Genomic DNA, 22,971 nt, shown 5'->3' with positions numbered 1-22,971 from the left:
ACCCGCTCGAACAGTTCCCACAACTCATCTGGCACGAGACGCTCAACGATCCCCACGACGCCAGACTATCGAACACGCCAAATGAGACGACGTCTTAAAGCGGTGCTCCCCGAAGCCATCGCATCATGGGTGCATGAGGCTGCAAGGGGAACCGGCCCTGGTGCACAGGGCTTTGCTGTTGAACGAGCTGCGTTTCGATCCAGACGCCGTCTACGAGCTGGACCGTCCTCTGCTGCTCATGCCCGGAGACCAAGTACATCGCCGAGGTCAACAAGTGATCGTCAAGCGCGCGGCCGGGAACGTGGAGGCGCCGGTCGGCCGCTGGGAGCCGTGGTGCTGGGAGTGGCGCCTTCTCTGACGATCGCACCTGTACGGCAGCACCCAGGACGCCGCACCACAAGCGCACCAGATAGAGCGGGGAACAGCGGGGAGCCACGGTAAGAGCAGGCGGGCCCGTCGAAGCCACCCATCCGCTGTTCGTCCAGGTCAGCGCCCGAACCGGCCGCGAATGCTCGCAGCTTTCCAAGCTGATGGCTACCACACCGTCGTCCCGGGCCCGCCGTCGCTGCTTGCTGTGGTCGACGACAAGCCCGATAGCGTGGCTGGTGCCGGTGGGGGTGCAGCGAGACACGCGCGCCGGATCGGTCAGTGGGCCCGCCGTCGTGGCTGACTTTCGATGGCTGAGGCAGGCGGAAACGCGGTTCTCAGCTGAGGCAGGCGGGTAGTGAGGCCGACGTGAGCGATGACCAGAGGAAAGAGCTAGGCGAGCTCATCAGCCACCTGGGCGCCGACATCCGTGATCCTCACTACCGAGCTGCGTACGACGCAGCTGCGAACATCTGCTCCGGCGTCTTCGACACGATCCCCGTAGATCTCCACGATGTCGTACACGAGGCAGTCATGGCCGGGTACGCAGCCGCGCTTAGCGACCTGGAGGAAGGCAAGCTCGACGACCTGGTTCGAGAGCGGCCCGAGTTCCTCGAATGAAGCGCGCCGTAGGCCGTCTCAGCTTCCGTCTCATTCAGCCCCGTTCAAGGCTGTTCAGGCGAGACCCCAAGTCATCGCCGCGTCAGCAGCCAGCTGACCATGAACGCAGGGAATGCCCCTGCACGTGGCCACGAGCCACCAACAGACTTGGAAGGCGTGCGCCGCTGAGTCAGTCCCCGGCGGGCGCCGCGTGCCTGGGGCGAGGGATCGAGCGGTGGGAGCTGCCGAGGAGGAAATCGGCCATAGTTAGACGAGTGCTTGAGACTACTGCCTGTGAGGAGTGCGCGCAAAAGTAAGGCTGGGGTGGATTTTGCCCGCCGCGAGGTACTTTCACCGACACTTGTCTGATCACGCAGGGTAATTCGTCTGCAATCGTTTACAGCTGAGAGTGACCGACGCCCTCTGCTCAGCCTCTCGCATCAAGCCCGCTCGTTGCTACGGTCTCGTCCGAGCAGAGAGCCCACCCGCGCCGCACAGGCTTCCCGGCGAGAGCGGCGGGGTGGGCAACGAACCTCCTAGAAAGGCTCACCGATGAGTGTGACCCCTGCCCTGCCCGTTGTGTCAAACCCGCGTCTGCGCCAGTGGCTCATCACGGTCATCATCGTGGTGGTGCTCGTATCAACCCCCTGCGCCAGGATCATCGGTGCTACCGCCGACGCAGCAGCCTTCGTCGCCCTCCTGCTCGGGGGTTGCGGTACAGCAGCGAGGTACCGCAACCTCAGTAGCCGCCCCCGCCCAACAGCGTACTTGTGGGGTCGTAACGCCGCCGGTACGCCCCTCACCGACCGATCCGTCTAGGGCTACAGATCTGAAGGCATCTGACATCCACGGCTGACATCAACGACGCCGGACAGGGGCGTACACCAGCGTTCCTGTCCGGCGGTCGCACCGGTCGACGGCCATAGTCGCAGCAGGCTCGGATCGAACTCCTAAAGCGGGTGTCGCAGGTTCGAATCCTGCCGGGGCACATCGAGGAAGGCCGGATCAGGAGGGGATTCTCCCGGGTCGGCCCGTCGGCGTTGGAGAAGGGCTCGCCCCGCACGTTCACGGTGCTGGAGGAGCAGATGACGACGTATGTCGGCGCCTCTGAGGCCGAAGAGCAGTCCCCGGACTTCTCGACTCCTGCGTGTGGGCGCTCTCAGACCTCTTACTCGACGCCGGCGCGTCCGGAAGCCCGAAGGCGACTGCGGACCGTCGCCTTCACGGCCGCCGACAGCAGCTCACGAGTGCGGCCTCCCGCGCATCGTGGCGTTCTGTGTTCTGTGTGTAGGCACCTGTTGGTGCCTCACTCCTGCCAGTCCAAGCGGTCCACCGCGGAAATGTCTCCCCGTGAAAGTGTCAGCAGGGCGTCAATGACGTCGTCCCACGAACCAGGTGTTGTCTTGCGAGGTCGTACGTCGGAGTCTTCGACGTTCTCCCAAAGGAGTGTGCGGTCCCGGTAGACACTCAGCCCCCAGCCGGACTCGTGTTCCAGTGACACATCCGGGTGCTCGTCGTCTGCTTTCGTCTGCAGCTCGGATACAATTTCGCGAATTCGCTCCTCGCTCGGCTCGTCGACGGACTCGCCCATGACATCGTTCATCCAGTAGGACACGTATCGTCGCCTTTCTCTCAGTTCGGAGGCGCACCATTCGGGATGGCCCACTCAGCATACCCACCCGAATATCCGGGATGTAGAACGTCCCACCAGGGTGATCCCGGAGTGTGCTGGTAGGTGGGAACCAGCCGCATGACTCCTTGTCGTCCCCCGGCGTTGGCACCCGGTTCATGCTGCCAGGTGAAGCCGCTCGGAGTTCTACGTCCCCCCCGTGAGGCCACTCGCCCGGCGATGCCCGGGGAGAACTGGTCAAGAAATGCGCCGAGTTGTGGATCCGCCTTGATGGCTCTGTCGAGTGCGGCGTTGGCCCGGTTGAAGTGAACGCTGCGAGATCGCCCGAAGTCGGTGGGGCGGAGCTGCATCTCGAAAATAGCGGTATAGCCTCTGGGATTTATCTGCTGGCCGGTGAGTGGGCACGTTCCGGGCGCGAGACCCAGTTCATCGATCCAGGAATGTGGATTAGTGACATAGGCGCGCGGATTGTCGGCCGGGGCGAGACCCAGGGGGTCTTGTGTCGTGTAACGTGCGGTTTCCGGATCGTAGTAGCGGAAGTAGTTGTAATGCAGCTCCGATTCGGGGTCGTAATACTGACCGGGAAAGCGGAGTGGGGTATAGGTGCTGGCGTCGGAATTCCACGCGGTCTTGCCCCACAGCGTGCCACGGCTACGCCAGGCGATGTCACCTGCGTCGTCGATGAGTTCGGTGGGCGCGCCGACCAGATCCGTGACGATCGCGAAGAAGCGCGCATCGACCTCGTCCTGGGCTGTGTCGGCCGTGACGACGCGCTCGGTCTGGGCGATCGGGCGGACGCCGACGTGGTCCCACGTCACGACGACGGGCAGAGACAGCGCGGGTGAGGTCATCATCTGCTCGCACAGAACGGTGCCGTCCCAGACCAAGTCGACCTGCTCCTCGACTTCGGTGCCGTCTGCCGTGAGGCGTTGCTTGGCGATGCGCCTACCGAACGGGTCGTAGAGATAGCGCCAACGCGTTCCATCTGGTGTGACCAGTGCGGCCAAGCGGTCTTCGGCGTCCCATTCATAGCGCCAGGTGTCCGGGCTACGGGACAGCCGGATCTTCTGGCGGAGGGTGACACGGCCCTGTGAGTCGTGCTCGTATCGGACGCTGCCTGCTCGGGTGATCCGCATCGCCTGGTAGGTGCGCTCCCCAAGTGCCTCATGACCGGGGTGGTCGGCAGGCCAGTGCGCCTGGCTCTGATTGCCCGCCTGGTCGTAGGCGTAGGTCTCGCGCCATCCCTGCGCGTGAACTGCGGTGACACGTCCAGCAGTGTCGATGTCGAAGTGGCGGGCGCCCCTCGCTGCGTCGTCGACGCCCACGAGCGAGCCGTCGCTGCGATAGGTGTAGGCGCGGTGCTGGGCGGTGCGCCCGTCTGCCGCAAGGACCGTCTGAGCCGTGACTCGCCCGGTCTCGTCGAACGTGCTTGTCAGGGTGGCGAAGTCATCGAGCCGGCGGGCCAGTTCCTGCCCTGCGAGGTCATGGGAGAAGTCGATGGTCCGTCCTGTACCCATCGACAGCGAGAGGTGCCGGCCCGCCACGTCGTAGCTCCAGCTGCTGGTCAAGCCGCTCGGCGTGGTACGGCTGATGCGACGTCCTGCCGCATCGTAGGTGTACCGGCTGATGTGGCCGTTCACTGCTTCGCGGACGATGCGGCCCATGGGGTCGTACTCGCGGGCTACCACCGCGTCCGGGCCGGCCGCCCTGACAAGGTTGCCCGTCGAGTCGTATTCGAACGTGGTGACCGTGCCCGCCGCGTCCTTGCGGACGACACGGCCGAGGGCGTCATGTTCGTAGCGGGTGGCCTGTCCCTGCGCGTTGATGCGCGTCGTCAGGTGGCCCGCGGGATCGTAGGTGTAGCGCTGTATTCGGCCGTCGAAGTCTTTCTCGGCCGTCAGACGGCCCGCAGAGTCGTATTCGTAACTCCAGGACAAGCTCTGCGGGTTGGTGACCCGCACGAGCCGTTGGTCCGTGTCGTAAATGAACTCGTAGCGGGTGCCGTCGGGATCCGTGCGTGCGGCCAGGAGGTCGAAGTGGGTGTACTCGAAGCACGTCACGCCTCCCGTGGGATCGACGTGAGTCGAACAGTTCCCCTCGCCGTCATAGGTCCAGGACTCGATGCTCCCGTCCGGTGACGTGCGACGGGCCAGTTTGCCCTCGACCGTCCATTCCAGACGGGTCACGTTCCCCAGGGGATCCGTGATGGCGCGGGGACGGCCGAACGCGTCCCTCTCGTAGCCGGTCGATGCGCCCACCGGGTCGACGACTTCGCCGGGCAGACCGGCAGGATCGCACCTGAAGCGGGTGGTGTTGCCGAGGGGGTCGGTGACGGAGGTCAGGTGCCCCGCCGAGTTGTAGGTGAAGCGGGTGGTGGCCCCGCTGGGGTCGGTGACCGCGACGCGGTTGCCCCGAGCGTCGTACTCCTGACGCCATGTGGCCCCGTCCGGCCCCGTCAACGCTGTGGGAAGGCCGAGGTCGTCGTACTCAGACCGGGTTTCGAGGCCGTCCGGCCGTATGACCGATACAGGCCGTGAGCTGTCGTCGTATGCGTACCGGGTCGTGTGGCCGAGCGCCTCGGTGACGGCGATGAGACGATGCCTGGCGTCCCACTCCTGTTCTCTGGTGTTGCCGAGGGGATCCGTTTCCCTGATGAGCCGGTGGGCCGCGTTGTGTTCGTAGCGGGTGGTGTGTCCCAGCGAATCGGTCACGCTGGTGGTGCGGGTCGTCTCGTCGTACACGAGAGTGGCGGAGAGGAAGCCGCCGCTGCCCTCGGTGCGCACCACGCGGCCGCGATCGTCGTAGACGTATCGGTAGACGGTGTCGTTGGTGTCGGTCCAGGAGGCGATCCGGCCTTCGCCGTCGTAACTGAAAGTGGTGGGGCGGCCAGAGGAGTTGATGACGTTGCTGAGGTTGCCGTTCTCGTCATAGCCGAAGGCGACCAGTTGCGTACCGGGCCCGTGGGGCCGGTCGGGGTCGAGCAGACGTAGAGCCGAAATTCTGGGCAGGTGCCGGTGGCGGTCGATCGCGACGCGATAGCCGCCCGAGTGGACGACTTCGATGGGGGCGCCGTTCTCGGCATAGTGGACGGTGATGCGCTGACCGTTGCGATCGACAACGGCCTGCAGAGGCAGGTCCACGGCGTCACCGTCATCGACGGGCTGTGGGCTGTGGAAGATGTACGAGATCCCGGCTTCGGGATCGCTCACCCGCAGTGCACCGTCTGTCTCCGTGTCCCACGACAGAGGCAGCGCCCTGCCGGTCTCCGCGTACACCGGCTCTGTCGCGTCGGGCGACAGGCGCGGATAGACGAGTCGAGCACCGTCCGGCATCGCATAGGTAATGGCATCGTCGTCGGCTTGCAGACGCTGGTCCAGCGTGGAGGCCCAGGAGGATCCGAACCAGCCGCCCCACCGGTACGAGGATATGTGGGTGCGTTCGAGGATCAGGGGGAGGATTCCGGGAAGTCGGACGTCGGTCTGGGACAGGAACATGTCGCCCGTGGCCACGTCGATCGGGTCGACCTTCAGTTCCTTCTCGGCCGCGCGTATGCCGGCTTCGAGCTTCTCGGCCTCGCCGGGTTTCAGCTTGAGTTTGGAAAGGTCGGAGCCGCCGAGCTTCAATGCGTCTGCCAACTTGGCCAGTTCGCTGGGCTTGAGTGCTTTCAGGCCCATCCCGAGCCCCTTGCCGAGGACGCCGAAGCCAACGCCCATGATCGCGCCCTCGGTGAGAATACCGGCCAGCTTCTCCGGGTCATTGAACGCGCCCGGGTCCTCCAGCAGGGTCTGGAAGGCGGAGAACTCCATGCCGCCCTTGGCCATCTTGGCCACCTCGGCGACCCCGCGGATCTCCTTGAGCGCCTGCAGCGCCCGCTCCACCCCTCGGATGACCTCCATGATCCCGCGGACCACGGTGCCGAGGGCAGTACCCTCCTCCTCGATCCGGCCGATCAGCGCGACCACCTTCAGTGCGCGCTCGCCAGCCATCAGTGTGGAAGCCACCTCCGAAGCGCCGGCGGTGAGGATGGACAGGGCCAAGCCGGCGATCTCGAACTCAGCGATCTCCGCCAGCATCACGCCGATCTCGGACAATAGCTCGTGCGCTTTGTCCGCGAAGTCGTCCAGCGCCTTCGCACCCTCGCGCAGGGAGTGGGCCATCTCGGTGGCCTGCTTACGGGCCGCCTTGGACCGCTTGTTGAAGGCCTTGGCCGCCTTGCCCTCCCACTCCACGCCCCGCAGCGCGCGCTCGGCGGCGGTGGCCGCGTCGTCAAGGCCCGCGGCCAGGTGCCGCCACTTCTTCGCGATCTCCCGCACGCCGTCCGGATCCACCGCCGGATCCGAAATGCCCAGGAATTCCAAACCGCTGGCGATCGAGTCGCCGAACATGTGGTTGAACTTGTTGATGTAGTGGAAGGGGTTGAGGTCGACCATGGGAGCGCCCTCAGCCCTTCTTCGCCCGAGCCTCGGCTCCGATCAGCACGTCCAGCAGATCAAATGCGTCGGAGACCTCTCCGGGCAGCTTGGCCTCTGCCTCGCACCCGTCGTCCAACTGCTTGGTCAGCTTGACCAGGGTGGTCATGCCCTTCTCTGTCTCGCTCTTGGCCTCGAGGAGGGTGCCCAGCGCCCCGACGAGCGCGGCCAGGTCACGGGACTGAGCCCTGAACTCCTGCAACGGCTTCCCGGCGTGATGCCCCACGGACCGCCGCCTCGAGGCCGCCTCGTGCATCGACGCGGTTTCCTTCTTCAGGTCCGACACGCGAATCAGCCCCCGTACCTCATCGCTTCACTCTGTGCACATGCCAACCCCACGACACTATGGAGAGCGGCTCTTCGGCGGGTAAGGCAGCAGTCAAGCAGGAGTAAAGATCGCCGCCTCTTGGGCTGCGCCGTCCTCAAGGCGGAATCGCAACCAGCAGTACGCAAATGAGGCAATGGCGGCAGCTCGTCATCGACACCAGGGGAGCGCTCTCGTACAAGCCGGCGTTCCAGGCCGCGGCCGAAGGCCGACCGACACGGTTGCCCGGCCCCATGGCCACCACGAAGACCACCCGCAAGCTCCTTGCCGACGTCGCCGAGCGCGCCGTCCTCAGGTACGTCGAGGCGTTCCTCGGCCTCCTCCTTGCCACCGGCACGACCGGCCGCGTCGACCCGTCCACGCTCCAGTCGGCGGCCATCGCCGCGATCCCGGCCGGGCGCGCCGTCGTGAAAGGCGCCGTCGGCACGCTTCTCAGCCGCTCCGGAACGGCGTCCTGGCTCCCCGCCAGAACCGACCCCACCTCCAGCACCATCGGCTGAGCCGACGTACGGAGAAGCCGCCGCCCGGCGGAGAGAGCGCCCTGGAGCTCGCCGAACTCCGCCGCGCCCTCGGGGTCGGGGGACTCCGTCCTGTGCGTTAGTTCCTTCGGCGACGCCCCTGCCCATAGGGGCCGTGGCGATCATGTTCCCGCCATTCCTCGTCACGGGGGTCGCGGTCTTCGCCGCCCGCGTTGTCTCCAGGAGTCGAAATGTGTTCCCTATTGTTGACCTTGGCCAGCAGCGAGGCGAGGGGATCAGGGGGATCGTCGCTGAAGCGATCGGAGCCGCGCTCGGGCGGCGGCCCCGGCTCTATCCTGTCGTGACGCGACCGTGATGTACCGCTCATGAGCAGCCCCCTCCGACTCACTGAGATGCACTCGAGGTCTTTCCTTGGAAGGTCGCGGGTAACCCGACTTCGACCTTGCCAGTGCTGTGCAATCCTGTCGCAAGCCGACCGCCTTTGGACCCACTCCAGACCTCAACCTCCGTCTGCGCCTTGCACGTTGGCTTCGTCGGCGAGGCTGGGAATGTGCGCCGTCAACGCCGGAAGGCCCCACGGCTCCGATTGATCGCGCGGACGCAGCATGAACGACAGCACGGGGTCGTTTGTCGATCACCTGCTGCGTGCGCCGTTTGCCTTCCTCGATCAACCCGTACCACCTGGACGGCGCGTACAGCCACGCCGGTGGCTATCTGCCGCCAGCGGTCACTGGAGCTTCTTCGCACAAGCTCTACGAGCTGCGACCACCTACGAGTAGTCCGTGGCTCAAGTCAGACGCACAGATCGGACGGCCGATCCCGTGCCAGACACGTGCCAGATCGTGCGGGGAACCACGGGGAACGGCGGGGACCAGGCCGCCGGTCAGTCAGGCCCCGTCGGCTCCGCCGCAGTTCAGCCAAGCAGCCCCCACCGAGAACCCAGGCTTCGCAAGCTGACGTCACGTAGCTACGCAGGCCAGGGCCCTTATGCCAGCGTCAACCAGTAGCCTGCGACGATCAGCCATGGCACGTCGGGAGGGTTCGTGGAAGCTACCGCTCTAGTCAGTCCCGGTCGGTTGTGGTCGTCGCAGGAAGTCCTGGTGCGTCCGAGCCCTGTCCCGGCGGTGGCGGGAGTCTACGGGTGGCACTTCAAGCAGCCGCCCCACCAGGACCTGGACGCCGGGCGCCTGCTCTACGTCGGGATAGCCCCGCGGTACATGGCGAACCGAACCAGCACGCAGAACCTGCGCAAGCGGGTGCGGTACCACTACCGGGGCAACGCGGCCGGCTCGACGCTGCGGCTCACCCTCGGGTGTCTGCTCGGACTTGAGCTGCGCCGCGTGGGCAGCGGCAAGCGGATGACCTTCGGCAAGGTCGGCGAAGCCACCCTGAGCCAGTGGATGGCCAGCAACGCGCGGGTGTGCTGGATCGAGCAAAGCGAACCGTGGGATTTGGAGGCGCGGCTCATCTCTCAACTCGACCTCCCGCTGAACCTCGACCAGAACCGCCACAACGCGTTCCACAGTCGCTTGAAGGACCTACGGGCTCAAGCACGCCGGCGAGCCAGGGAGTTGCCCATCAGCTCGTAGGTCGCCGAACGGCTGCCTGGCCGCCGTTTGGGCCGTCCCTGGGCCGTCCGCGGTCGCTCAACAGGGGCCAACGACGACCAATGACGACCATTCGGCCGCTCGGCAACACCGTCCTGACCAGCGAAATCCCCGCTCCTCACGATCCCCGGCAAGACCCAGGGCAAGAAGAAGCAACCCCTAACGATCAAGCCCCCTACCAGCAAATACCCGCGGGTAGGGGGCTTGTCGCTGTGGACGCCGATCGGCGGTCAGGCTGCCGGTATCAGCGATCCCGCGATGAGGAAGTCCCGCGATCTAGCGATCAGAAGGAGACGGTGACGCCGGCCTGGTGGTACTGGCCGACGGTGTCCAGGACCTCGTCCTTGACCGCGCCGAACTGAGCCACGAGGTCCGAGCTGCCGATCGCCGTGGGGCCGGCGGCGATGCCGACCTGCGGGCTCAGGCCGCCGGAGACGGTGTCGAGCTCGGCGTCGGAGATTTCAAGGGTCTGAACCTGGGGAGCGGAATTCATGATGAAACTGCCCTTCGTATGGATGTTCCACAAGGGGGAGCGGCCAAGCTGGGGATAGACGCTGGGCCGCGACCGCAGGCGCGCCATCCGTTTCCGGACGCCTTGGCGCGATCCCGGCGGCGCGAAGGATCAAATCACGGAGCGTGCCCGGCATCCAGTCGGTCGCTGTTCCCAGCAGGGCAGTTGAAACAATCGGCCACTCATCCATGCACGCATGCACACGAATTGAGGGCAGCTTCTCTACATATTGCGCCGCACAGGAAAACGACAGCTATTGCCACGACAGCTCCGACCAGGACAACTCCGCACCAACAGAACGCACCCGTGACGCAGTTGCGCATTCGCTGTGCAGATTCAGTCACGTGTGCATCCGCACGCCCTTCAGCACCTTGTCCACCGCGTTCCGCGGCCCGTACAGGGCTACGGATCAGAAGGTGCCCGTGCCCCACCCGCTGCCCAGTCCATCCGGGTCCGGGGTCCGCATACGGTGTGGCCCAGCGCAAGGAGAGGGAAGCCAAGGATCGGCGAACCTGGACAGAGGTGAGCCCCATCCGTGCACCACGGCTGAGGTGTCTGGGACAAGCACCGTCCCCCGACCAGAGCCCCGACAGCAGAGAGCCAGCGGGCTACCGCCTGCCGAATACGGAAAGCCGCCTCGGAGCTCAAGCCAGTGAGCGTGCCACAGCCGCGCCAGATGCAGGGGTCAGCCCCGGTCAACAAGGGGGTCGGCAGGACTATCCATGCCTTCTAGCTCGGCCGTTGAAGCCGCAGGTCACCGGCCAGGCACCCCAACCGCTCTCCTAAAGCGGGTGTCGCAGGTTCGAATCCTGCCGGGGGCACAAGCGTGACCAGGGGAAACGCCCCGGGCCAGGATGGTCCGGGGCGTTTTGACGGCAACGACCCACAGGTGGCAAGCAGGCGACCGCTACGCGATACGGGTTGACTGACACCCGAATCCTCCGGCATCACAACACGCTTCGGCCGATGGACCACGGCTACGGCGTCCCTGACGCGCCCGAGCTCGGGTAAGCCCGCTCCCGGAGCCGATCGCAAATGATGGACACCGCCCCCTGCGGCAGGCACCGAACGCGCACAAGCAGGTCGGTTCAGCCCAGGTAGAAGTCCTTTCGGACGGCTACGAACGCCTCGATGGACTGGGCGGGGATGCCCGTCACGCGCTCGACGCCGTTGGCAGTGCGGTTGTAACGGTTGTCCCGGTGCAGCCGGGCCATGGTGGCGACGTGCTGTTCGAGGTGCGGGGGCATCCCCAGTTTCGGGAGGTGGGCCTCCCACCGCTCCGAGGGCATGTCCACATAGGACACCGGCCTGCCCAGCGCCCGAGAGAATTCCGCGGCCAGCTCCGTCATGTCGACCGAGCGCGGCCCGGTCAGCTCGTAGACCTGCCCGATGTGGGGAGCCGGGTCGCGGAGCACAGTGGCGATGACCCGGGCGACGTCGTCCACGGCGACCGGCGAGGTGCGTCCGGTGCCGAACGGCACCGCGATCGTGCCGTTCTCCTGAATCGACCGCGCCGCCATCGTGGTGAACAGCGGAGTGTCCAGGAAAGCCGTCGGCCGGATGTGCACCACCGGCAGACCCGACCAGTCGAACACCTGCTCTGCCAGCCAGTGCAGCCGCTGTTGGTGGGACTCCTCCGTGCTGGTGGCGGTCATCTGCGACACCGTCATCTGCGACAGGTCGACCAGGGCCTCTAGCTTCCCGTACTCCTTTGCAACGGAAGCCACCACGGTCGCCGCCAGCAGATGGTCCGGCGACACGCGCATCCCGAAGTACATCCGCGCCACGCCCTGCAGCGCGGCCGCTACCGTCTCGGGCCGGGTCAGGTCACCGATGACGACCTCCGCGCCCAGTGCCCGCAGTTCAGCGGCCCGCTCGTCATCGCGGCGGACCATGAAACGCACTGGCACGTCCTGAGCACGCAGGTGCTCGAAGACCGTGCGGCCCACGCCGCCGGCACCGGGGATAAGAACAAGGTTGTTGGCAACCATCGGGCGATCTCCTTCGAAAGTAATGGAAAATATCTGAGTTGAGGTGTGATCAGAGCGTCAGCCCAGCCGTCAGCAAGGCATTGGCCCCTGCGATGCCACTGTGGGTCCGTGTGGCGATTTCACACGTCGTGGCGGTCTCTTCGAGCAGCCGCAGTACCGTCTCGATGACGGCGGTTTCGGCGACGACACTGCGGAGACGTCCCCGGCAGGCGGTCGCCTCCATGTCTCGCGGGGATGGTTCGTGATCACCGTCGGGCTCAGACGGTCTGGCGCTGGGACTTAGCACCGCTGGCGGCCGTAGCGGCGTCCTTGCCAGGCAGGAAGACCAGCACGACGACCGCGCCGACCAGGGCAACGGCTGCGGACCCCATCGCGCTGATGTGCATGGCGTGGATGAAGGCGTCGTGCGCGGGCTGCACCAGTGCCCTGCCGGCCGGTCCCAGCTTCTCGGCGACGGTAAGGGTCGCCTGGACAGATTCACCTGCGGCGTGCCGGTCGGAGGTGGGCAGTACGTCCAGGTGGCCGTCGATGCCGTTGCGGTAGGTGGTGGACAGCAGCGACCCCAGCACGGCAACGCCCATGGCCCCGCCGACCTGCCGGAAGGTGTTGTTGACCGCGGATCCGGAACCGGCCTTCTCCCGCGGCAGCGACGACATGATCATGACGGTGGCGGGCGGCATCACATGGGCCATCCCCGTGCCCATCAGGAAGAACAGCACCTCCAGCACCCAGATGGGGGTGTCCTGGCCGAGCAGCAGGAAGCCGGCGAAGGCCACGGCGGTCAGGACGAGGCCGGTGGCGCACACGGCTCGGGCGCCGAAGCGGCCCACGACCAGCCGGGCCCGCGGGGCGAAGAACATCTGGGAGGCGGCCAGCGGCAGCACGAGCAGTCCGGACTGCAGGACGCTGTAGCCGCGCACGCTCTGGTTGTAGAAGACGCTGAAGAACGTGACGCCCATGAGGGCGAAGAAGACCAGGCCGATGGCGGCGACGGACGCGGAGAGCCGCCGGTTGCGGAAGTAGGTGACGTCGAGGGCCGGATGGTCGCTGCGGGTCTCGTACACCACGAAGCCGGCGAGGACCGCCAGGCCGCCGAGGATCGTCGCCCAGGACTCGGGCCGGGTGAAGTCGCCCAACTGGCCGCCCTTGATGATGCCGTAGACCAGCAGCGCCAGACCGGCGATCGACAGCAGCACGCCGAACGGGTCGAGCCTGCCGGGCCTGGGGTCCCTGGAATCGGGGACGATCGCCACCATCGCGGCCATCGCGGCGACCACGATCGGCACGTTGACCAGGAAGACCGAGCCCCACCAGAAGTGCTCCAGCAGGACGCCGCCGGCGATCGGGCCAGCGGCGATGGCGAAACCGACCACACCGGTCCAGATGCCGATGGCCTTGGGCTGCTCGTCGCGCTCGAAGACGTTCATGATGATCGCGAGGGTGGCGGGCAGGATGAAGGCGCCGCCGAAGCCCATCACGGCGCGGAAGGCGATGAGCTGCCCGGAGGAGTCCGACAGCGCGGACAGCGCGGATCCCGCGCCGAACACCAGCATGCCAAAGAGCAGCACCTTCTTGCGGCCGAGCCGGTCACCGAGCAGGCCCGCGGTGAAGAGCAGTCCGGCGAACACCAGCGTGTAGGAGTCGACCGCCCACTCCAGCTGGCTCTGGGTGGAGCCGAGTCCGGTGGGAGCGGGCTGGGCGATGGTCTTCATCGCCACGTTGAGTATCGAGTTGTCCAGCATCACCACCAGGAGGCTGCACGAGAGCACGGTCAGGATGGCCCAGCGCCGACGGTGGACCGCCTCGGAAGCGCTTCGTCGCCGGGCAGGCGGCTCGGGTGGCGTGGACCCCGCGGGCGTCGAGGAGTCGGTGGGGGTGGGTGGTGATGCCACAGGGGGTCTCCAGTGCTGTCGGTGGTTCTGCGATTGCGGGCGGAGGCCGGCGGCCTCAGACGGTGGGCGGCAGCGCAAGGCCTTGCTCGACCTGCCGAGTGACCTCATCGGCATCAAATAGATGTCGTCAGCAATCTAAACGGCAGCTAAGATAGATGGCAAGTGACATCTATTCGAGGAGGGTGATTCCGTGGGCCGCGTGTCCCAGGCGCAAGCACAGGAGAACCGGCAGCGCGTCGTAGCCACCGCCTCCCGGATGTTCCGCGAGAAAGGCACCGCGGTCAGCGTCGCCGAACTGATGAAGGCCGCCGGGCTCACCCATGGCGGGTTTCACAAGCAGTTCGCTTCCAAGGAGGATCTGGTCGACGAGGCCATCGCCCACGCCTTCGCCGAGCAGGCGGCACACTCGACGGTGGCGCTAGAGGAGCACGCCGGGGAGCACGAGGCCGCCCGCCGGACCCTGATCGAGGACTACCTCTCGGTCTGGCACCGTGATCACCCCGCGGACGGCTGCCCTGTCTCCGGATTCGCCGCCGACCTGGGGCGCGCGCCCGAGCAGGCCGCCCGCGCCCAGCACGTCTACATCAACGGGGTACGGAACCGCGCCGCTCGGCTGGCCACCGGCGACGACGACGGCATGGCCCAGCTCTGCACCATGGTCGGTGCCCTCGCCCTCGCCCGCGCCACCCGGGGCAACCCGATCTCCGAAGAACTGTTGCAGGCCGCGCGCACGGCTCTCACCAAGAGCGGCTCCGGGCAGTCCGAACCGCAGCACCGCACGGACTGACCGAGGCCGGCTGACGGTGCAGGCCGCCGCCCGGGCCCGCAAGTCGGCTTCAGGCCGAACCCTGGCAGGAGACCCGCCTTGACCACCTCGGCGCGGAGGTCGAATCCACAGAGCAAGTGAACGCAGCCACCGACGAGATGAAGAGCGACGGCAGTTTCTGACGGCAACGTCAGCACACTGACCCGGTCCTGAGCGCCTCCCAGAACACTCGCCGTGCCCTGCCACGGGCTTGGCGCCCAGGCGCCCCGTTCAGCTGGTAGAACTCCTAAAGCGGTGGTCGCCAGTAGGGCAGTCCGGACGACCGCGCGTGTGCCAGACGCATGCCAGATCGTGCGGGGAACCACGGGGAATGACGGGGACTAGGCCGGGGGCCAGTCAGGCCCCGTGGGCGCTCCGCCGCAGGTCCGCCCGGCAACCAGCCATAGATGACCCGAGCTTCCCAAGCTCAGGGCGCTCGTCCCCCTTGCACCACCTGACCTCAGGTTCGCGCCCTGTGGAAAGTTGCACGTGAGGCGTGGTCGCGTGCAACTGTCCACGGCCGGGGTCATCCCGTCCCGGCGCGTTCCTTCGCTGATGCCTGCCGAGGCGTCGGACGGTCCAGGTGGACTACCACGCTGGTGTAGAAGCGGTGCACGGCGTCGTCGACGCTGCGGATGAAGCCGGATTCGGCGTTCCCCCGGCCGCTTCCCATGCCTTTGAACAGGGACAGGCGGAAACCGGTGATCTGGGTGTCGTTGTTCTTCGGGAGCATATCCGCCGGCTCGGGGCGGAGCCGTTCCAGCGTGCCCCGTGGTCCCCCGGTCTCTCCGTCGACCAGGGTTTCGATGTGGAGATCTGCCGGTGCCTCGGCCAGGCGGCGTATGAGGCGTTTGGCCCAGGTCAGCGGGTAGCCCTGCTCAGGTGCGGGGATCTCGATGGAGGTGCGGAGCTTGCCAGTGCGCAGGTCGGCACTGATCGCCAGAATTCCGGGTGCGCCCTCGATCCGGAGCTCTGCCTGAAGTCTGCCGTCGAGGCAGAGCTGATCAGCCATGCGGATGCGGCGGGCCTTCGGATCGGCTCCACGCTTGGCTCGCTGGACGGGCAGTACCTTCTGTCCGAGTTCGCCACCGAGGCTGAGGCAGATCTGACGGATGAGCCGTTCCCAGCTCTCGACCACATCCAGGGCGCGCCGGTCACCCTGGCACAGGGTTTCGTCGTCGATTCCGTTGCGTACAGGGACCCAGGCCGACCCCATGTTCTGGAAGCCGTGGCAGCCGGAGTTCTCATGCCGCAAGTAGTACAGCAGTTCCTGGAGCAGCCAGGCATGCGCCCTATCTCTGACGCCCTCATGCCGGATCAACATCTGTGCCTGGTACGTAACTTCGGCCCAGGACAGGTGCCATAGGGCCACCTTGTGCTTGCGCCGTCCATCGATTTTGACGTCGACGAGCGGGCTGCCTTCCAGCGCGACGTCGTTCGACAGTGTGATCACGGCTTCGTATCCACGGCGTGCGGCGATGTCCACATACGCTTGAACCTGTTCGGGCTTGAGGTCGTTGCCGTTGGTCTTGGTCTCCACCAGCGCGGTCCACAGTTTGCCGGCCCGCTCGACGCGGATCACTCCGTCGGGGCGTCGCGGGGTATCGCCGTGCGGGAGGGAGACCTCGGTGAATGTCTCCATGCGGCCCGCCGGTGCTCCGAACGCCGCTGTGAGTCTCCGCGCGAACTCCGGCACCTGCGCCATCACCGACAGCAGTACCGACGTAGCGCGCATCTCCCGGTCTCGGTCGCTCTTGAGCACCGACACCGGAAAGAGTCTGGCCTGCTTCCAGGACTCATTGTCCGCCAGCGACTTCCTGGCCACCGTGGGCACAGTGACCTTTTTCTTCGCGGTGCGAGGCCGTGCCGTCTTCTTCGGCCCCGGCTCGTCGCCAGGCGGGCGGGGAGCCGGAACGAGGCCCGGCATCACGTGGGGCTCTTGCTCAACGGCCGGAGCCGGAGCAGTCATGTCAGCCTGCTCGCTGCTCTCTGTGCCGTTCAGCGCTTCCTCTGCACCCGCGTCGTCCTCAATGTCGACGCCGAAATCCGTCGCTAGGCCGGCCAGGCCGGTGTCGTAGCCCTGTCCGACAGCACGGAACTTCCACTCCTCCCCGCGTCGGTATAACTCGCCGAAGATGATCGCGCTCACCGTGCCGGCGTCATCAATGGCGAACCTGAGGAAGTTCTCGCCGCCCCCGTCGGCCAATGTCACCTTCAGGTCTTCCAGCTCCCCGAAGCCTGCTCCCTCGTAGCGACTTGCCGCCACGACGATCCGGTCGACATCGGATGGGACTGCCGTCAGGTCGAAGCTGATTCTGTCTTCGTCGCCGCTCTCCGTCGGCGTCTTGCCCAGCAGTTGCACACTCCCGTCAGCGGCAACCGGGTGGTTGTAGAAGTAGAAGTCACCGTCGCTGCGCACCTTGCCGTTCGCATTGAGCAGCAGGACGGACACGTCGGCATCGCCTTCACCGGTCGGGCTGACCCAGCTCAAACTGACGATCACCGAACCGGCATTCTCACTCAGGGTCGCCAGCGCGACGTTCGAGCCCTTGGCCATCTCATGCATGAAGCCCCCCAGATCTCTCAACTCGGGCACGCGGCTGCCCCACCCAGGCCACCCGCCCCGCATCGCCATGTGATGTACGACACAACAGAAGACTGTAGTGCCCGATCACGAGGCCGTGCGTGCGTCCGGAGATATCAAGCAGCGAGAAACGACGGCCGACAGGGCAGCCCCGTAGTCTCGTCAGACCCAGCCAATGGAACAGATCCCGAAATGGATCAAGGAGTGTCGCTCAAGGCGCGCCATCATCCCCCCGTCTCACTTTCCGTCTCATTCACCTGCGTTCACGGCCGTTCAGACAAGACCCGAAGGCGCCCCTTTACTGACGGCCAGCCGCTCATGAACCCAGGTGAACGCCCCCACACGCAGCCCACCACCCCACCAACACAGTTGGAAAGCGTGTTGCCCGAGGTACCATCGCCGGGGAGAAGGCCTCAGCTGCTTGCCTCTGGGCCCCAGCGATCCGGTCCCACTCCGCGCCAGTCGATCCACGGCGCCCCCGCGACCTCGGCAGCGTCGAGCTCCAGACCGGCCCGGCGGAGGAACTCGACCAGGTCGCCGATGCTGTGGGCCAGGCCGAGGATTTCGCCGTCCACGCGCACGCGGCGTCCACCCGTAGGTGACGGCGGGTGGACGATCACACGAATGGGACCGGCCATGCCTTCAGGATCATCCCCGGCGCACGGTCCCGCATTCGAGCGTGTCATTCGAGGACTCGCAGGGTGTGGTCGGTGGCAGGGGTCGCGGTGAAGCCGCACGGACGTCCAGCGATGAGGCCGCTCACGTCGAGTCCCGGTCCGAAAGTCCCAGGGTGCGCAGCTCCTGCCACGCCGCGGGGCTCGGCCGCTGCTGCTGCCAGTAGGGGTGGAAGAACACCTGGACCGACAGCCGATACAGGCGTCGACGCAGCTTGGTGCGGCCGGGCTGGTCGGCGAGCTGCTGGTAGGTAGCGCTCCACTCCTGCTGTGCCTCGGCGAGATCGGCGGGGAACGATCGCATGGCCAGATTCAATCATGTGTTCGATTTTTGCGTCCACCGAAGGCGCTACCGCCCAGAGCCCGTGGGCTGACAACTCGGATGTCGGCGACGAGCAGCCACACGGCCACCGACCTGCACCACAAGCGCACCAGATCAAGCGGGGAACAGCAGGGAATCACGGTGAACGCAACCGAGCGCGGCGAGACCCCAGCGCAATCATTCGCCCAGGTCAGCGCCCGAACTGCCCGCTAAAGATCGCAGCTTCCCAAGCTGATGGCCTGACAGCTCAGTACGGCCTCGGAATCTCATGCTCACCCAACGCAGCCTCGTACCGCGCCAGCAGAGCATCCAGGTTCACCAGAAGAAGACCGACACAGTCCCGAGCTTCATCCAAGTCGCCTCGTGCGCATGCCTCCGCCACTTCGGCAATTGCGCCGCGGAGGATGTGAAGGGAGTCGCCCTGCACCACAACCCCGGGGAACCGTCTACCCGGCATGCGAACCACGGCGTCGTTGCCGCCATCTGTGAACAGTTCGGCCTCAATGCGCTCCATCGGCCCATTCAACCTGACATCACCAGCTGACATCACCAGCTGACATCAACGACGCCGGACGCAGGCAGCCTTGATTAAACGTCCACGCCCCACCGATAGCACTGCGAGGGCGGCATGGGGGCCGCGGGATCGAACTCCTAGTGCGGTGCTCACGCACGAGCGCCCTCCCAGGCCGTCCTCGGGCCGTGGAAGGGCTCTCAATGGTGACCGACGTCGACAGCTACCGACAGCTCAGCAGCAGATCAGGGTATTGATCGATTAGGCGGACGCAGGTCACGGCCGCCGGTGATCAGTTGTGGCTGAGCTGAGCTACAGGCCGTCGCGTTCGACCAACGAGCCGTCAGGCCCCAGGGTATAAACGCGCGGCAGCTGCATCGCCGTAACCGCCCTGCATAGGGCCGCTTCCTGCTCGGCACGATCAGGCCCGTGTGGGTCTCGCACGTGGAATCCGTACAACTCGATTGCCTCCGCGTCGACATCATCGGGCTGCGGACGGCCTTCCTGGATGAAGCCGCAGAGCGCACGCAACGCGTCTTCGCCCAGCTCCAAGGGGTGAAAGGGCAGGGCGTAGGGCTCTTCCTCCTCGCCGGGCCACGGGACGATGTCGGCCGGACGATCTCCAGCCCAGTAGGGCAGCTCAAAGGCGAGCGGTTCGCCGACGTCCTCGATGATGCCGCTGTCCGGGGACAGGCTCAGGGAGCGGACGAGGCGCCCGTCCTCCCAGACCGCGAACGCCAGCCAGTCGACGACGCTGTGCATCGCGTGCAGGACGAGGCGTCGGCCGGCACTTGCCGCCACGAGTTGTTCCGGGAGCTGGGAAGGGAGGTCGATCATCATCCTCTGGTCGCCGATGACATCCACGCCCGGCCAGCTGGCCGCATACGCCGTTCCCTTCGCGGGGTAGACGCCGTCCCAGAGATTCGAGCCCTCACACTCCTCGATCTCCCACCCCGGGTACAGCCGCCGCATCATGGCGGTCGTCCGGTCAAGATCTGCCGTACCCACCTGCCGCAACAGCTCCGGCACGTCGCCGTCGGCGTACACCAGCAGTCCCGTCTTAGCTCCCAAAGCCCCTCCCCAGAGCGTTGCCCTCGATGGCGAACGCACCATAGCCGCAAGCACTGACAACGGAGGAGACTCAGCCCGGCTGCCAAGCTGGGCCGTCCCTGGGCCGTCCAAGGTCACCCGACGCCAACCAACAACGACAGAAGCCCACGGCATCTGAGCTGTTCAGAGCCGTGGGCTTCTTCAGCCTCGCTGGCCGGCGAGGTCGGTGGTCAGTAGACCGGCAAGTTGGGCCGTATCGAGCAAACCGCGGAATGCAGCTGCACGCTCTAGGCGCGATGAGGGTCGCTGGTCGCCAGGAGGTGACCACGGCTGGTTGCGACGCGGAGCACGTCCCGCAACGCCCCAGTCAGTTCCTTCGCCATCCGTCGCAGATCCTCGGGGCCCGCGTCCTGGTCGTCGAGGGTGTCCGAGGCCTGCTCCAGCAGCTCGGCTGCCGTTCCCAGTTGCACCGCTTCGATGTTGTCGGCCAGGCGGGACATGTAGCCGTCTTTGTCGTCGGTGTTCAGGTAGCAGGGCTTGCCTTCCGGCCCCGACCACGGGAGGAGCCGCAGCTCGTTCGGTACCGTCATCCTTGCGTCTGCCTCTCATCGGTCAGGTGGTGGGTGGTGAAGACCGCGTCGACGCGATCCCCCGGGAATGCCAGAAGCGCGACCTCGACGACTCGTCCGGTGGAGTCGGTCGCGACGCGCGTGATCGCGAGGATTGCCATGGCCGAGCCGATCTGCAGGGCCGATGCTTCATCCGGCGTCGGCGGGCGGGCGCATACCGTCTCCCGGACAGCTGCCGGCGGCGCGCTCAGGACGGCGAATCGCGTGGCCGTTTCTCGCCACGAGGAGTCGTCACCCAGCACTCCGGCCGGTGCCAGGTCGCGCGGAATGTAGATGTGGGCCAGTCCATGTGGTGACTGCCCCTCGTGGCTGACGCAGAAGAACTCGGCGAGAGGGCTGCCCGTCGGAACCTTCAGCAAGGTGGTCAGATGACCTCTTGCCTGGACCGTGTTGATGCGAACGGTGACGCGTAGGGCCGCTTCGGCGGCTGTCCACGGATCCAGCGTTCCCCATCCACCGACGTACACGATCTTGCGGAGCGGGCAGCGGACGAAGTTGCCTTTGCCGTGGATCTTGTCGACGAGGCCTTCCGTCTGGAGGATCGCGAGGGCACGCCGAAGTGTCACCGTGCTGACCTTGTACCGGTCGGCGAGACGGGCCTCGGACGGCAGACGCTCGCCGGGCTTGATGCGGCCGGTCGTGATCTGCTGCCGGAGATCGTCGGCGATGTCGTGATGGCGTGAAGGCACGGACCGGATCACCGCCTTCTCTGCATCCGAACGGCGGCGAGCCGAGTACGCGCGTGTATGGTCAGCAGCTCGCCAGAATCGAAGAGGAGTTGTTTGGCCCCCTGAGGGAGCTGGAAGAGGTCCCTCACCCGATAGGCCCTGCCGCCGAGTTGAATGACGTCGCCACGCTGCACGGTGGCCGCCGTGATCTCGACGTTGGACACCATCGCGCCGCCAGATGCCCAGCCGCTCACCGCTCCGGCTCCGTTGGCGTGGTCTGGTCGGACGTCGAGTGACGCGCGATGGCGCACATCCCGTAGACGACCGGCACATCGGTCGGTGCGGAGACCGGCGAGGACTCCGTGCAGGCAAGATGCGTGCCGATACGGCAGGCAGTCGACCGGTAGGGGGCAGCCGAGGTGTCGGCGGGGTGGGGCTGTTGACGAGGAGGCATCAGCGGACCCCCGCGCGGCACGCGCTGACTTCAGCGCGCAGATGGGGAGCAACTACCACCGCGCGCGGCCGCGGCCGTACTCGTTCCTCCCAAGCCAGCACGTACGGGCGGACGAGTTCGTTGTCCTCCCCCACCAGCGGGTGTCGGTGGTTCGTGGTGTCGGAAGCCCGGCCCAGGATGACCGTCGCCGCATCACCGGGCGCAGAGAGGGCGGGGGTGGCCAGCGGCCGGGAGGGCCTTAAGGGGCGGCGGTGCCTGCCCTTGGGGGCGTACCGCGCTCTGGTGGGTGAGACGGCACGACGGATACGGTTGAGCACGCTGCTCAGCTCCTATCGCTGATGGCTGGTCCCCCGACATCGCCCGTCGTGGGGACCGTTTTGCGTACGACCGCCCAAAGAGTGCGGCCGTTCAGGCTGGTGGCGAGGAGACCGAACCGATCGGCCTCGGCCACCGCTTGCAGGACCTCCCGCCATAGGTCAGCGGAGAGCGATTCCGGTACCTCCGCCTCGATCGACGAGTACTGGTCGTGCTCCTCCACGCGAGCGGGGAGCCCGACTGCGGACAGCCGTGCGGCGATGGCTGCCGCGCTAACTCCCGAAGCGGGCACAGGGCAGCCTCCGTCAACCGGCGATCACTTTCAGTGAAGCTAGTTAACTAGATTAGAGCTAGTGGACTAGATTTTCCATATGCCTGAGCAGCCGCCCTATCTCCGCATCGCCGACGAACTCCGGCGGCGGATCGCGGAGCACGTGTGGGAGCCCGGGGACCGTCTGCCGTCCCGCAGCCAGATCGGCCAGGAGTGCGGGGTGGGCGAGAACGTCGTCCGCCGGGCTCAGGAGCTGCTGATTTCCCAGGGTGTGCTGGAGGGCCGCGCCGGGTCGGGCACGTACGTCGCCGAACCCCGGCATCGGGTGCGGGTGGTCCGTTCGTCGGCGCGTGAGCGGCCCGACGGGTCGCCGTTCCGTGCGGACATGAAGGCCGTGGGCAGGCAAGGCGACTGGGAGAGCCGGACCGAGGCCAAGGTGCCGGCTCCGACAGACATCGCGGCGCGGCTCGGCATCGCCGAGGGTGATCTGTGCGTGCGGACCACGTACGAGTTCTTGGCCGACGGCCGGCCGGTGCAGTTGTCGACGAGCTGGGAGCCGTACGACCTCACCGTCGGCACTCTCGTCGTCCTCCCGGAGGGAGGGCCACACGCCGGTGCGGGTGTCGTGAATCGCATGGCCGCGATCGGCGTCACCGTCAGCCACGCCGTGGAGCAGCCGGAGCCACGGCAGGCGACCGCCGAGGAGGCCTCACTCCTGGGCATTCAGAGGGCGGTATGAGACTTCATACGGGTTTTGTCGTCACCTGAACGTGTGACGGTGCGGCATCCCGGCCGGTCGGCGGCCATGGGCATGTTGG

The 22,971-nt window shown here is 66.5% G+C and carries 21 protein-coding genes, 1 tRNA gene and 1 pseudogene; 7 read left to right on the top strand and 16 right to left on the bottom strand.

Going from position 1 to position 22,971, the window contains the following annotated elements; all coding sequences use genetic code 11:
• Nucleotides 1-133: 133 nt before the first annotated feature.
• Together ACWGKT_RS46040 and ACWGKT_RS46035 are read left to right on the top strand one after the other, a co-directional pair.
• Entirely contained in the window at nucleotides 134-358 is a 225-nt protein-coding gene (locus ACWGKT_RS46040) for a hypothetical protein (protein WP_453278429.1), read from the top strand.
• 377 nt (nucleotides 359-735) lie between these two features.
• Nucleotides 736-987, top strand: a complete 252-nt coding sequence (locus tag ACWGKT_RS46035; RefSeq protein ID WP_453278428.1) for a hypothetical protein — start codon at nucleotides 736-738, stop codon at nucleotides 985-987.
• Between the two features lie 1,285 nt (nucleotides 988-2,272).
• Here the strand turns inward: ACWGKT_RS46035 and ACWGKT_RS46030 are convergent.
• The 3 genes from ACWGKT_RS46030 to ACWGKT_RS46020 are packed head-to-tail and all read right to left on the bottom strand — an operon-like array spanning nucleotide 2,273 to nucleotide 7,291.
• Nucleotides 2,273-2,581 carry a hypothetical protein gene (locus ACWGKT_RS46030; RefSeq protein ID WP_453278427.1) on the bottom strand — a complete coding sequence of 103 codons (309 nt, stop codon included), beginning with the start codon at nucleotides 2,579-2,581 and terminating at the stop codon, nucleotides 2,273-2,275.
• A gap of 17 nt (nucleotides 2,582-2,598) precedes the next feature.
• Nucleotides 2,599-7,026 carry a DUF6531 domain-containing protein gene (locus ACWGKT_RS46025; protein WP_453278426.1) on the bottom strand — a complete coding sequence of 1,476 codons (4,428 nt, stop codon included), beginning with the start codon at nucleotides 7,024-7,026 and terminating at the stop codon, nucleotides 2,599-2,601.
• Nucleotides 7,027-7,036: 10 nt separating this feature from the next.
• Nucleotides 7,037-7,291 (bottom strand): hypothetical protein, encoded by a 255-nt coding sequence (locus tag ACWGKT_RS46020; RefSeq protein WP_453278425.1) that lies wholly within the window; start codon nucleotides 7,289-7,291, stop codon nucleotides 7,037-7,039.
• Between the two features lie 227 nt (nucleotides 7,292-7,518).
• Here ACWGKT_RS46020 and ACWGKT_RS46015 point away from each other — a divergent pair, with 227 nt between their 5' ends.
• Together ACWGKT_RS46015 and ACWGKT_RS46010 are read left to right on the top strand one after the other, a co-directional pair.
• Complete coding sequence (locus tag ACWGKT_RS46015; RefSeq protein WP_453278424.1) at nucleotides 7,519-7,890, top strand: hypothetical protein; 372 nt, start codon at nucleotides 7,519-7,521, stop codon at nucleotides 7,888-7,890.
• Between the two features lie 1,103 nt (nucleotides 7,891-8,993).
• Nucleotides 8,994-9,458: a GIY-YIG nuclease family protein gene (locus ACWGKT_RS46010; protein ID WP_453278423.1), complete on the top strand. Its 465-nt coding sequence runs from the start codon at nucleotides 8,994-8,996 to the stop codon at nucleotides 9,456-9,458.
• A gap of 301 nt (nucleotides 9,459-9,759) precedes the next feature.
• Here ACWGKT_RS46010 and ACWGKT_RS46005 read toward each other — a convergent pair whose 3' ends face one another.
• Complete coding sequence (locus ACWGKT_RS46005) at nucleotides 9,760-9,969, bottom strand: hypothetical protein (RefSeq protein WP_355858826.1); 210 nt, start codon at nucleotides 9,967-9,969, stop codon at nucleotides 9,760-9,762.
• A 764-nt stretch (nucleotides 9,970-10,733) separates the two neighbouring features.
• Between ACWGKT_RS46005 and ACWGKT_RS46000 the strand changes: the two genes are divergently transcribed.
• Nucleotides 10,734-10,808: transfer RNA gene (locus ACWGKT_RS46000), tRNA-Arg, on the top strand.
• 267 nt (nucleotides 10,809-11,075) lie between these two features.
• Here the strand turns inward: ACWGKT_RS46000 and ACWGKT_RS45995 are convergent.
• From ACWGKT_RS45995 to ACWGKT_RS45985, 3 genes are read right to left on the bottom strand one after another with little or no spacing between them, the layout of a single operon-like run.
• Nucleotides 11,076-11,978: an NmrA family NAD(P)-binding protein gene (locus ACWGKT_RS45995; RefSeq protein ID WP_453278422.1), complete on the bottom strand. Its 903-nt coding sequence runs from the start codon at nucleotides 11,976-11,978 to the stop codon at nucleotides 11,076-11,078.
• A 49-nt stretch (nucleotides 11,979-12,027) separates the two neighbouring features.
• Nucleotides 12,028-12,201, bottom strand: a complete 174-nt coding sequence (locus ACWGKT_RS45990; RefSeq protein ID WP_453278421.1) for a hypothetical protein — start codon at nucleotides 12,199-12,201, stop codon at nucleotides 12,028-12,030.
• Nucleotides 12,202-12,235: 34 nt separating this feature from the next.
• A complete protein-coding gene (locus ACWGKT_RS45985; protein WP_453278420.1) occupies nucleotides 12,236-13,870 on the bottom strand; it encodes an MFS transporter in 1,635 nt (544 codons plus the stop codon).
• Nucleotides 13,871-14,060: 190 nt separating this feature from the next.
• Between ACWGKT_RS45985 and ACWGKT_RS45980 the strand changes: the two genes are divergently transcribed.
• Nucleotides 14,061-14,657 (top strand): TetR/AcrR family transcriptional regulator, encoded by a 597-nt coding sequence (locus ACWGKT_RS45980; RefSeq protein WP_453278419.1) that lies wholly within the window; start codon nucleotides 14,061-14,063, stop codon nucleotides 14,655-14,657.
• A 544-nt stretch (nucleotides 14,658-15,201) separates the two neighbouring features.
• On the opposite strand, the gene ACWGKT_RS45975 is transcribed toward ACWGKT_RS45980, so the two are convergent.
• From ACWGKT_RS45975 to ACWGKT_RS45935, 9 genes are all read right to left on the bottom strand, one after another.
• On the bottom strand, nucleotides 15,202-17,241 hold the full coding sequence (locus ACWGKT_RS45975) for a TerD family protein (RefSeq protein ID WP_453278431.1): 2,040 nt from the start codon (nucleotides 17,239-17,241) through the stop codon (nucleotides 15,202-15,204).
• 431 nt (nucleotides 17,242-17,672) lie between these two features.
• A complete protein-coding gene (locus ACWGKT_RS45970; protein WP_453278418.1) occupies nucleotides 17,673-17,897 on the bottom strand; it encodes a hypothetical protein in 225 nt (74 codons plus the stop codon).
• Nucleotides 17,898-18,018: 121 nt separating this feature from the next.
• Nucleotides 18,019-18,237, bottom strand: a complete 219-nt coding sequence (locus ACWGKT_RS45965) for a hypothetical protein (RefSeq protein ID WP_453278417.1) — start codon at nucleotides 18,235-18,237, stop codon at nucleotides 18,019-18,021.
• Nucleotides 18,238-18,502: 265 nt separating this feature from the next.
• Complete coding sequence (locus tag ACWGKT_RS45960) at nucleotides 18,503-18,769, bottom strand: DUF6959 family protein (RefSeq protein ID WP_453278416.1); 267 nt, start codon at nucleotides 18,767-18,769, stop codon at nucleotides 18,503-18,505.
• 309 nt (nucleotides 18,770-19,078) lie between these two features.
• On the bottom strand, nucleotides 19,079-19,813 hold the full coding sequence (locus ACWGKT_RS45955) for a DUF6928 family protein (RefSeq protein ID WP_453278415.1): 735 nt from the start codon (nucleotides 19,811-19,813) through the stop codon (nucleotides 19,079-19,081).
• Between the two features lie 290 nt (nucleotides 19,814-20,103).
• Nucleotides 20,104-20,406: a hypothetical protein gene (locus ACWGKT_RS45950; protein WP_453278414.1), complete on the bottom strand. Its 303-nt coding sequence runs from the start codon at nucleotides 20,404-20,406 to the stop codon at nucleotides 20,104-20,106.
• Nucleotides 20,403-21,146, bottom strand: a complete 744-nt coding sequence (locus ACWGKT_RS45945; protein ID WP_453278413.1) for a GntR family transcriptional regulator — start codon at nucleotides 21,144-21,146, stop codon at nucleotides 20,403-20,405. The genes ACWGKT_RS45950 and ACWGKT_RS45945 overlap by 4 nt, the downstream gene beginning before the upstream one ends.
• On the bottom strand, nucleotides 21,143-21,340 hold the full coding sequence (locus ACWGKT_RS45940) for a hypothetical protein (protein ID WP_453278430.1): 198 nt from the start codon (nucleotides 21,338-21,340) through the stop codon (nucleotides 21,143-21,145). The genes ACWGKT_RS45945 and ACWGKT_RS45940 overlap by 4 nt, the downstream gene beginning before the upstream one ends.
• Nucleotides 21,341-21,889: 549 nt before the next feature.
• Nucleotides 21,890-22,174 (bottom strand): hypothetical protein, encoded by a 285-nt coding sequence (locus tag ACWGKT_RS45935; protein ID WP_453278412.1) that lies wholly within the window; start codon nucleotides 22,172-22,174, stop codon nucleotides 21,890-21,892.
• A 79-nt stretch (nucleotides 22,175-22,253) separates the two neighbouring features.
• Between ACWGKT_RS45935 and ACWGKT_RS45930 the strand changes: the two are divergent.
• Nucleotides 22,254-22,886 (top strand): annotated as a pseudogene (locus tag ACWGKT_RS45930) (GntR family transcriptional regulator); the annotation flags it as partial.
• Nucleotides 22,887-22,971: the final 85 nt, after the last annotated feature.

It is taken from the genome of Streptomyces sp. NPDC054794, from assembly GCF_053611585.1.
Note: the sequence above shows the minus strand (reverse complement) of the source record. Positions and strands in the feature narration are given on the sequence as shown.